The 10,936-nt window shown below is 34.4% G+C and carries 9 protein-coding genes; 2 read left to right on the top strand and 7 right to left on the bottom strand.

Annotated elements, in window-relative coordinates:
- Positions 1-13: 13 nt before the first annotated feature.
- Positions 14-1,552 (bottom strand): cation:proton antiporter, encoded by a 1,539-nt coding sequence (locus tag DXU93_RS08270; RefSeq protein WP_205679247.1) that lies wholly within the window; start codon positions 1,550-1,552, stop codon positions 14-16.
- Between the two features lie 327 nt (positions 1,553-1,879).
- On the opposite strand from DXU93_RS08270, the gene DXU93_RS08265 reads away from it, so the two are divergent.
- Complete coding sequence (locus DXU93_RS08265) at positions 1,880-3,079, top strand: oxygenase MpaB family protein (protein ID WP_116880811.1); 1,200 nt, start codon at positions 1,880-1,882, stop codon at positions 3,077-3,079.
- A gap of 24 nt (positions 3,080-3,103) precedes the next feature.
- Here DXU93_RS08265 and DXU93_RS08260 read toward each other — a convergent pair whose 3' ends face one another.
- The 4 genes from DXU93_RS08260 to DXU93_RS08245 form a co-directional block, all read right to left on the bottom strand.
- Complete coding sequence (locus DXU93_RS08260) at positions 3,104-3,979, bottom strand: pirin family protein (protein ID WP_116880810.1); 876 nt, start codon at positions 3,977-3,979, stop codon at positions 3,104-3,106.
- Positions 3,980-4,031: 52 nt separating this feature from the next.
- The gene (locus tag DXU93_RS08255; RefSeq protein WP_116880809.1) at positions 4,032-4,631 is read right to left on the bottom strand and encodes a Crp/Fnr family transcriptional regulator; all 600 of its coding nucleotides are present in this window, start codon (positions 4,629-4,631) and stop codon (positions 4,032-4,034) included.
- A 32-nt stretch (positions 4,632-4,663) separates the two neighbouring features.
- Positions 4,664-5,452: an ion transporter gene (locus DXU93_RS08250; protein WP_116880808.1), complete on the bottom strand. Its 789-nt coding sequence runs from the start codon at positions 5,450-5,452 to the stop codon at positions 4,664-4,666.
- A gap of 93 nt (positions 5,453-5,545) precedes the next feature.
- Positions 5,546-6,115, bottom strand: a complete 570-nt coding sequence (locus DXU93_RS08245) for a pentapeptide repeat-containing protein (protein ID WP_116880807.1) — start codon at positions 6,113-6,115, stop codon at positions 5,546-5,548.
- 91 nt (positions 6,116-6,206) lie between these two features.
- Here DXU93_RS08245 and DXU93_RS08240 point away from each other — a divergent pair, with 91 nt between their 5' ends.
- A complete protein-coding gene (locus tag DXU93_RS08240; RefSeq protein WP_116880806.1) occupies positions 6,207-8,036 on the top strand; it encodes an AAA domain-containing protein in 1,830 nt (609 codons plus the stop codon).
- A 174-nt stretch (positions 8,037-8,210) separates the two neighbouring features.
- On the opposite strand, the gene DXU93_RS08235 is transcribed toward DXU93_RS08240, so the two are convergent.
- Positions 8,211-8,591: a GxxExxY protein gene (locus DXU93_RS08235; protein WP_116880805.1), complete on the bottom strand. Its 381-nt coding sequence runs from the start codon at positions 8,589-8,591 to the stop codon at positions 8,211-8,213.
- 164 nt (positions 8,592-8,755) lie between these two features.
- Positions 8,756-10,846: an alpha-ketoacid dehydrogenase subunit alpha/beta gene (locus tag DXU93_RS08230; RefSeq protein WP_116880804.1), complete on the bottom strand. Its 2,091-nt coding sequence runs from the start codon at positions 10,844-10,846 to the stop codon at positions 8,756-8,758.
- Positions 10,847-10,936: the final 90 nt, after the last annotated feature.

The following is a 10,936-nucleotide window of genomic DNA, read 5'->3' as shown; positions in this document are numbered from 1 at the left end:
AAGCCAAAAGCACCTATTTTTTCTCATCTTTACTATCCTCATCATTGTCTTTATCGTCAATGTTTTTATCCTCAAAATGCTCATTATCAGACTCATTATATTTCTTGTCTTTTTCTTCATCCGTTTCCTTAACATTAGATGAAATTTCGGAAGTGATTTTATCAGTTACTACTTCCTTGGCTTCATTAATGGTTTTAATGATTTCATCTTGGCTATGATCTGCTTCAGATTTAGTTTTTTTAGCTTCAGCCTCTTTCTGTTCTGATGAAGATTTGGTCACTGTTTCAGTTTTTAAATCTCTATTGGCATCAAAAGAAGCCATGGACATTCTTTCTTTAATTTTAGAAAGGAAAGTGTCCTCTTTTTCAACATTTTTATTGGACATAAGGCCAAACATCATGATGATAACAGTAAGTAGAATAACCTGAGTAATCAAGGTTTCATTCACAATTGCAATATTGTCTTCAGGATTGATGTATAAGAAAAGTAAAATGGTGATTAACCCACGAGGAGCCACAAACATTAATGGCATTGCCGGAAGTCCAGAAGCCTTGAGCTGGATAAATCGAATTAGGAAAATCAATCCTACGATCCCTAGGGCCCAATAAAACGTTTCCAAGTCTAATAGCTCTTCTGTATTGATCAAAAAACCAAATAAAAGGAAGAACATTACACGCACCAAGAATGTACCTTCTGCAAGGATTTCATGAAACTTCGTGACCTCATTTTCTAACTTTTTTAACTTAAAACGACGAATAAATTTGATGCGTTTTATTTCTTCTAAATTCCCTAAGAACATACCAAAGAGCATAATGAAAATTAATGCTGGTAAGTGGTAGATTTTAGAAATAGTATAGATTAAAATAACCAAAATGATAATCGGGACAAACTTAATTTGGTGGTTTATTTTGGCTAATAAGTATGATAAACCTACTGTTGCAAAGAATGAAACCAATGCAATTAGAATCAGTTGAAGTAAGAACATATATACTGATTCGAAATTAATAGTCGCATTTCTAAACATGAAGTCAAAGAATAATACCCCAAGAATATCTGATAAACTACTTTCATAGGTCACAAACTCCTTATTCTTTTTTCCTAAATTTACTGCACTTGGAATAGCAATAGCAGAACTAATTACTGTTAATGGAATAGCTCCAATCAATGCTTTTCTAAAGTCTGGATCAACTGTTCCTCCTGTAAAATGAACTTGATAGTAATAAAATGCACCGGCAAGTAGAAATCCTAATACCACCATCGGAATTAAGGCGACGATAAGGGATTTTTTCAAAACGGGGAGTTTGGACTTATTAAATTCCAGTTCTAAAGCACCCTCAAGAACAATTACAATCAAACCGATAGTTCCTAAAATTGGGAGTAATCCACTTAAATTAGGCATTGTAATTTCAAAAATATCTGTGATTTGTTGTAGTCCCCATCCTAAAAGTAAAAGTAAAATCACGGACGGTATTTTTGTTTTTGAGGTCGTTAGATCAAAAATATATGCCATGATAATGAGGACACAAAATGAAATTATAAATGTATTAGTCATCGGTTTTTTTTGAATTTTATAATGAACCTCCTTCTTAAATGAAGGTAACTCGTTTAATTTTTATATCCTTAAAGATAATAAGTTTTAAAAAACAGGGATTAAAAAGCAAAACCATTTTATAGATAATCCGTTTCTATCGAAAACATAATTTATAATATAATTTTCAGGACACCTTCTGAATTTTCCTTCAAACTCTTCGTAAATACTTTCTAACTTTACATTATATCACATTAAACTAGGCAATCATTTTTGGAAATTTTATCGTCCGATTCTTTTCTATCTTAATTCACTGGAGTACATTTATGTTTTTACCAAATCAGATGGATTATGGAACAGAATACAATTTCTCCTCGATATAAAAATGCACCACACTTTTTAGATTACTGGAAACATGGTAATGGAAATGATATTTTGAAATGGAGTGGAGTAGAGGTCAATTTCGAAGGTTTTGCATCAAAAGCTAAATTGTATTTTCAAGCCGATGAATTAGGTGATGAGGTCATCCGAGAATTCTATAGTAAACATTCCTTTCGAGAAGCGAATCTCAAATTAGAAAAATATATTCGTGAAGGCATTTCTCCTAACGAAGATGTACCGGATAGTGTAAGAAAGCTATTTGAATTTTCAGAACACATACCTGATTGGTTAGATTATGACTTGTTGAAATTAGGGGCTGAGGCATGTATAAAAACTGGTCGTGATGCGCTAATGTCTCTACGTGATTATAGTTTAATGGGCGGTTATGATTATGCTTATCTCAATAAACCATTAGTTTTTACAGGTGCTTTGAAAAAAGGTGCGCTGAAAAGATTGTCTGAAACTCTTGATTTCTGGGTGAATGTCACACGATTGGATGCTATGAAGCCTCATCAAAAGGGGTACGAACATGCCATAAAAACAAGAATGATTCATGCTTTTGCAAGATTTCAATTGAAAAAACACGTGAAAGACTGGGATACACAAACTATGGGTGAACCACTTAATTTGTGGGATATGACAGCAACCGCCAATGGCTTTAGTTTGGTGTTTTTACATGGACTAAAGAAGTTAGGTAATCAATTCACTGCTGAGGAAGAGCTTGGTGTTTTTCATTTGTGGAAATATATTTCTTATTTATTGGGCGTTCCTGCTGATGAATTGCCAAACAATGTAAAAGAAGCAACTCAAAATTTTTATTTGTGGACTTCAATTCAACCGCCAGCAGATAAGGACTCTGTTTATTTAGCGCAATCTTTGATAAAAGAATCCCTAGATAATCCAATTCTAAAATTTCAATTTCAAAGAAACTTCTTGAATTATATTCATGTTTCCAGTTCTAAATTTCTGCTGGATAAAGCTGTTTTCGAACGTTTGAAATTACCACAAGTTTGGAATGCTAATTTTATTCCAAAAACCCTGAAATTGAGTAATCAAATGATGCAGAAATATATTAGTCGTGACAAGTTGGTGAGGCGTGGGAATAAATTGCAAATGGATATTTTACAGCAGTATTTATCAATTACGAATTACGAATTGTATGGTTTTTAATTCGCAATTCGTAATTTTCAATTCTCAATTAAGCTCACCAAATTTCCCTTCATTAAAGTCTTGGAATGCTTCAATTAATTCTTCTCGTGTATTCATGACGAAAGGTCCATGAGCTGCAATTGGTTCGTTGATTGGTTCACCACTTAAAACCAAAACGATTGATTCTTCCAACGCTTCTATTTCAAACTTTTCACCGTCTCTAGCCATCAATGCCAAGTGATCAGTATCAATTTTATTTTCACCGTTTACTTTGATTGCTCCTTTTACAACCAATAAAACGGTTGAATAATCAGCAGGAAAGTTAAAGTCGGCTTTTCCACCTGTATTCAATTTTGCATTCATCATGTGGATTGGTGTAAATGTCGATGCATTTCCTTTTGTTCCATTATATTCACCTGCAATTACTTCAACTGTTCCAGCATCATTGGGTAGGGTGTGACGTTTAATTTTGTCATATTCTACTGCTTGATATTTTGGTGCTGTACTTTTATCTTTTGCAGGTAGATTAACCCATAATTGAACCATTTGAAATTCTCCACCTTTTTTACTCCATTCTTTTTCATGGAATTCTTTGTGTAAAACTCCCTTTCCAGCGGTCATCCATTGTACTTCACCTTCACCGATTACTCCACCGCCACCGCTACTGTCGTGATGTTCTACTTTTCCTTTGTAGGCAATAGTCACTGTTTCAAAACCTTTATGCGGATGAACATCTACTCCTTTTGGTGTTTCAGAAGGCGGGAAATGATGTGGAGAATTGTAATCCATCATAATGAAAGGATCCATTCTTTTCATGTCCATTCTAGATACTCCAGGAATAAAGTTATGAACTCTAAAACCATCACCAACAAAATGTGGAGGATTTGGCGCTGCTATATATTCTATATTCTTTGTTTTCATCATTTTTTCTTACAAAGATACAGCGATAGGTTTGGTTCTACATTGATGTATGTTAAGAATTAGGATTGAAGTTTTTAGAAGCCAATTCTTTACGCACTCGACTTAAACTTTCGGGTGTGATTCCCAAATAAGTAGCAACCATCCATTGTGGAACACGAAGTAAAATGTTCGGATACATATTGATGAAAGACATGTATCGATCTTCAGCTGTGGCACTTAAAAGTAGATTGATTCGGTATTGTAAGTGCCTGATATGATTTGTCATGAGTTTTTTGTTGAATGTCGAAAAACCATCTATTTCATCCTCTAGTTTCTCCAATAATTCAACACTTAAATTAAAAACTGTGGTATCCTCTAATGCTTCAACTTTATATTCTACCGGTTTATTGAGGTGTAACATTTCCCTGTTATTCAGAAACCAACCTTCAGGAGCAAATTGTAAGACATGTTCTTTTCCTTTTTCATCAATGGAATATTGTCTCAATAAACCTTTTTCAACGAAATAAATATATTCTTGTTTAGCGCTATTCAGTGAGATGTGCTCACCTTTTTGAAATGATTTTCTGGAACAATGTTTAAATAACTCCTTTAGTTGAGCTTCATCTGCATTAACATTGCTTGTCAAATAATTATTAAAGCTAAATTCCTTCATGAATATAATTTGTGTTTTGTTACATGATAAAGCTAAGATTTATTGTCTTGTTTCCCTTTTTTTAGCACATTTTTCTCGTCCATTTTGGATTTTTCTTCAGTATCTTTAAGAAATGCTTCTTCTTCCATTTCTCTGGCTTTGGTTAACGCACTAGCAACCAAACCGGCGGGGATTGTCACAATACCCACTCCCATCATAAGAATAAAAAAGGTGAAGAACTTTCCTCCTGCGGTGATTGGATAAATATCCCCATACCCAACTGTAGTTAATGTTACTACTGCCCACCAAGCGCTGTGAAAAATGGATTTAAATTCTTCAGGTTGGGCCTTGTTCTCAAAGTAATAAATCCCAGCTGAAGCCAAAAAAAGAAAAATTCCTGTAACAATTAAAAACAGAATAACTTCCTCTCTAATTAATTTCGCTACCAAATGAAAACGGTTCAATGCTTTGTTATATCTGATTAATTTAAAAGCCCTAAAAACACGAAATATACGAAAGGCTCGAAGAGACATAAATCCTGTTGTGCTCATGAAGAAAAATGGAATGATCGCCAGAAAGTCAATGATTCCATAAAAACTAAAAATGTATTTTAAAGGATGTTTTGCTGTGTATAATCGGAGTATATATTCAATGACAAAAACAATTAAACATACAATTTCTATCCAGAAAAGCGTGTCATAAATTTGATTTGATAAGTCAGGTAGTGTTTCAATGGCATAAGCTGACAATGAGATCATAATCAATATTTGAATGGTATAATCAAATATTTTTCCTTTCTTGGTTGTATTGTCATTAATTATCTCACGTAATTCTTTTCTCATGCTTGGTGAAATTTCATTCTGTTAGTGGTTGGTAAATTTAAACTATAAATTTATAAAAATGAGATGTTCTAATAGTGAATGATCTTACTATACTTATTCAACTGAAATTTTGTGTTTTTCTAGAAGGCCTATTACATTTTGATAAGAGAATTTAGCTCCTTTCATTTTATTTTGTTCTGGGTCAATACTTAAATTATATGCATTTCTAAAATCAGCTTTCTCTAAAACACAATTTGTAAAAGTAGAAGCCTGTAAGTCACATTCTTCAAACGAGGCCAGTTTCAAATTACAGTTTGAAAAATCAACACCTTCTATTTTGCAAGCTGTAAATTGTGTATTTGTCAATTTATTTGATAAAAAAGTGGAGTGACTTAGTTGGCAATTTTCAAATCCTACTTTAAAAAGAAATTCACTGCATTCATCAAAATGAACCCCTAAAATCTTACAATCTTTAAAATGGACATCCTGCAATCCCGCATCAGAAAAATGAATTGCACTGAGATTACAATTGATGAATTCACATTCTATAAAGCGCGTATTGGACAATGAGGAGCCTGAAAAGTCACATTGTTCAAAGGTGCATAGCTCATAATCTCCTTTTTCGATTCTATCCTTAGTAAAATCTTCATTTTTAAAAACTTCTTCTTCGATATAGTTTCCCATTTTCTACGTGATTGTCTATTTCATACAAAGATACTTCAACTTGGGTGTGGCGCAAGGAATTTGATTATTTTCGTGTTGAATAATTGAAGTCATGGAAGAAGTTAAAACAAAAGTAGAAGCTCTAAGAAACCTTTTAAGAAAGGAAGAAGAAGAGCAGGAGAAACGTTGGTTTGAGAAAGATATCTCTTTGAAAGAATTAAGAAGTGAAGGGGCAATCTTACATCCTGTTAAAATTCAAAATAAATCTTTTGGTTACACCGATCAGCCTGTTGTAACGGTTTCTTATCATTCAAATGCCGGTGTGAATTCTTCTTTTTTTAATGAAGGTACTCCGGTTGCTTTGTTTCTTCCGAACACTAATGAAATCTGTAATGGACAATTGTTATCCTTGTCTGAACGAAAGGCTGAGGTAATGTTGTTTAAAGATGATTTTCCAGACTGGATTGACGAAAAGAATATTGGAATAAAACGACTTCCAGATAATCGTACTTTCAAGGTGATGCACGGGATTTTAAAACGTGTTGCAAATGGAGAAGCAAAGAAATCCCTTCAATTGTTTGAGATTGTACATGGAATCAAAAAACAGAATATTGCAGAGTCGCAAAAGAATTCCTATCAAAATGATAAACTCAATGCATATCAATTAAAGGCTGTTCAAAATGGCCTAAATAATACTCCACTTCAAATTATTCATGGACCTCCAGGTACAGGAAAAACAACTACGATTGTAGAATTGATTAAAGAATTACGCAAAGGGGATAAGAAAATCATTGCTTCTGCACCGAGTAATACAGCAGTGGATCATTTAGCCTTAAAACTACTGGAACAAGGTTTAAAAGTTCTTCGATTGGGAAATACAGCCAAAGTGAATCAAAAAGTTTGGGAGCATACTCCAGCGGGAATAATGAGTCAGGATAAATACAATAAGAAAATTAAACGATTGAAAATTCAAGCGGCTGAGATGCGTAAAATGGCTTTTCAATACAAGAGAAGTTTTGGAAAATCGGAGCGTGAACAAAGAAAGTTATTATTTCAAGAAGTACATGCTATCCGAGATGAAATTAGGTCTTTATCCAACTATTATATTTCACAATTCTACGATGAAGCAGATGTTATTTTAGGAACCCCTGTTGGATTGATTGACCCAATGTTGAATGACAAGAAATTCGATGTTGCGTTTTTAGATGAAGCGGGTCAATGTATTGAACCTTTGTCTTGGCTAGTACTAGAAAAAGCTGAACGAGCGGTTTTAAGTGGTGATCACCTCCAATTACCACCTACCGTAATTAGTGAAGAAGCTGCTAGGAAAGGCTTAACGGTTTCTGTTTTAGAACAAGCCATAAATGCTGGCGTTCAAAATGATTTGTTGGGAATTCAATACCGAATGACGCCAGAGATTGCAGGGTTTTCTACGCGTTATTTTTACAATGATGAACTAAAATCACATGCTTCATCTGTTCCAGATTCTTTAATTTTCTATGATACTGCAGGTGCTGGATTTGAAGAGAAAAAACAAGAAAATTCACGTAGTTTAACGAATCCAGAAGAATTAAATATTGTTGTACAACAACTTGATAATTGGACCAAAGATCAACAAAATGTGGTTTTTATTTCACCTTATGCGGGGCAGGTACTTTTGGCAAAATCATTATTGAAAAATGTAAATATCAGTACAATCGATTCTTTTCAAGGACAGGAAGCTGATGTTGTTATTTTGAGTCTTGTGCGTAGCAATGCTGACGGAAACATAGGGTTCTTAAAAGATTATAGAAGGATGAATGTGGCCTTAACTCGAGCAAAGCAAAAGCTTATTGTAATTGGAGACTCTTCTACGCTGGGCAATGATAAGTTTTATAAATCCTTTCTTGATTATGCAGAGGAAGTGGGAGGATATAAAAGTGTGTTTGAACTCTTGTATTAACCACAAAGTGCACGAAGAAGTCACAGAGTTCATAGAGCTTTGTTTGACTGCTGTAAATGAGTTTACAGTTTTAAAATATTCAGATAGAACGATTAAATAATGGTGAATGATTTTTTCTTTTTATCACCTATGATTTCTCAGTGTCCTTGGTAGTTATTTCTATTAAGTTAAAAGTTATAAATAACCGTTAATTACGCGTTTGATACCTTTTTTTAATATAGATACATTGAAGTTGATTAACAAACCTAGTTTATAGTCACCCAATTTAAGGTAAGTTAAGGTTTGTGCTAAATGTATATCATTGAGCGATTCAACGCTTTTCAATTCAATGACAACTTTATTTTCAACTAACAAATCAATTCTATAACCACACTCTAATTGCACTTCTTCAAATACTAAAGGCATAGCTTTTTCCTTGACAACATGTAAGCCTTCTTTTTGAAGCTTATAATACAAGCACTCCTGATAAGCACTTTCAAGAAGTCCAGGGCCTAAAGCTTTGTGAACTTCGATGGCACAGCCAATAATTTTGCTTGAAATTTCATTTTCTGTCATTTTCATTGCTTTCTTATAAGACTAACATCTTTGTATCCACTGTGCACTTTGTGGTTAAATCAAATCTTCTGCATTTCTTTCTACCTTTCAATACCAATAAACTTACAAAACAACCATTTTTCTTAGCGATCTTTGTGCCTACTTTGTGTGCTTTGTGGTTAATTTTAATATTCAATCAATTCCTTCAAAGCGTCGCTTACCTTATCAGCATTTGGCAATAAAGCAAACTCTAAATCACTATGCAGTGGAATGGCTGGAGTATCAACTGCTCCAACAATTGCAACTGGAGCATCCAAGGATTCAAAACAATCACGTTGAATTCTACCTGCTAATCCTAAAGTGAAACTCGCTTCGATAGATTCCTCAGTAACCAACATTACTTTATTGTGTTTTTTCGTTGCAGCGTAGATTGCATCTGTATCTATTGGACTAAGTGTTCTTAAATCAATGATTTCTACTGCTCCAGGATAGTTTTTTGCAGCAGTTTTTGCCCAATAAACGCCCATACCATAAGTAATTACAGCAACACTTTCTCCATTGTCAATCTTGTTTTGATCTGCAGTTTGGACAGTTCTTGCTTTACCGATTGGAACTACGTAGTCTTCATCTGGTTCAACTGACATTGCGCCTTCTGTACCTTTGATTTTTGACCAATACAATCCTTTGTGTTCTAAAATTAAAACGGGGTTTGGATCATAATATGCAGCTTTCATTAAACCTTTTAAATCTGCTCCTGTTGAAGGATAAACGACTTTTATTCCGCGGATATTTGTTACCACAGATTCCACACTTGAAGAGTGGTAAGGTCCTCCTGAACCATACGCTCCGATTGGAACACGTAGCACAGAACTTACAGGCCATTTTCCGTTTGAAAGGTAATTACTTCTACTTAATTCGGTGAATAATTGGTTCAATCCAGGCCAGATGTAATCTGCAAACTGAACTTCAACGATTGGCTTTAAACCAACAGCCGACATTCCCACTGTACTTCCAATAATGAAAGCCTCCATAATTGGAGTGTTGAATACGCGGTTGTCACCAAATTTCTTTCCTAATGTTGCGGCTTCTCTAAATACACCTCCTAAACGAGCACCAACATCTTGACCATATAATAAAGCTTCAGGATGCTTTTCCATCAATTCACGTACTGCGAAAAGCGCACAATCTACCATTACAGTTTTTTGTTTTCCTTTTGGCTCACGTTCTCCTTTTTCTTCCGTAATTGGAGTAGGGGCGAAATAATTATCTGTTATACTTGCTGGATCTGGATCTTCAGCACTTTTTGCTTTTTCGTATTCTTCATCAACCTGCTGTTTTATTTCAGTTTCAATGTTCACTATATCAGCTTCATCGATACCTACACTTCTTGCAAGTTCTTTGATTTTTGGATATGGATCTCTTAAAGCATGTTCATCCAAATCGTCACGGTAAAATTCCTTACGAACACCAGAAGTATGGTGACCCAATAAAGGAACTTTTGCATGAATCAAAAATGGACGTCTTTCTTCACGGATCATTTTCAATACTTTTTTAATCGTATTGTAAGATTCTTCAAAATCAGAACCATCAATTGAAAAAACTTCGATGCCTTTAAATCCACGTGCGTAAAAAGCCATGTCTTGGGCTCTAATTTCTTCTGCACTTGCCGAAATGTCCCATTCATTATCTTGAACAAGATATAAAATTGGCAATTGCTTTAACGCTGCCATTTGAAGTGCTTCAGAAAACTCTCCTTCAGTACATGCAGCATCACCGATTGAACAAACAGCTACTGGATTTTCACCATTTAAGTCCTCAGCTAAATTTTCAATTTCTTTATATTGCATTCCCATCGCAACTCCTGTGATTGGAATAGCTTGCATTCCTGTTGCAGAAGATTGGTGTGGGATTTTAGGCATATCTGGTCGTTTCAACGACGGATGAGAATAATATGTTCTTCCTCCAGAAAAAGGGTCGTCTTTTTTAGAAAAAAGATCGAGCATTAATTCATAAGGAGTCATTCCCATTCCCAAAAGAATACTGTCGTCACGATAATAAGGAGCAACAAAGTCTTGTGGTTTTAATTGCATTCCTAAAGCCAATTGAATGGCTTCATGTCCACGAGAAGTTGCGTGAACATACTTACTCGTAACTTCTTTATTCGCCTCATACTTTTCAGCCAAAGTTTTAGCTGTACTCATGAGTCGAAACCCTTTGAGAACTACTGATTGATCAATGTTTGATGATTTTTTGTTTGCTGTTTTCGTATTTGGCATATTCTTGAAAATTTTTGGTTCGCTAAGATAGTGATAATTTTTTGGAAAGTAGATTTTATCAACCTAGCTTGTTTTGATGTTTTTGGGTCT

This window comes from Brumimicrobium aurantiacum, assembly GCF_003402975.1.
GTDB classification, from domain to species: domain Bacteria; phylum Bacteroidota; class Bacteroidia; order Flavobacteriales_D; family Crocinitomicaceae; genus Brumimicrobium; species Brumimicrobium aurantiacum.
Note: the sequence above shows the minus strand (reverse complement) of the source record. Positions and strands in the feature narration are given on the sequence as shown.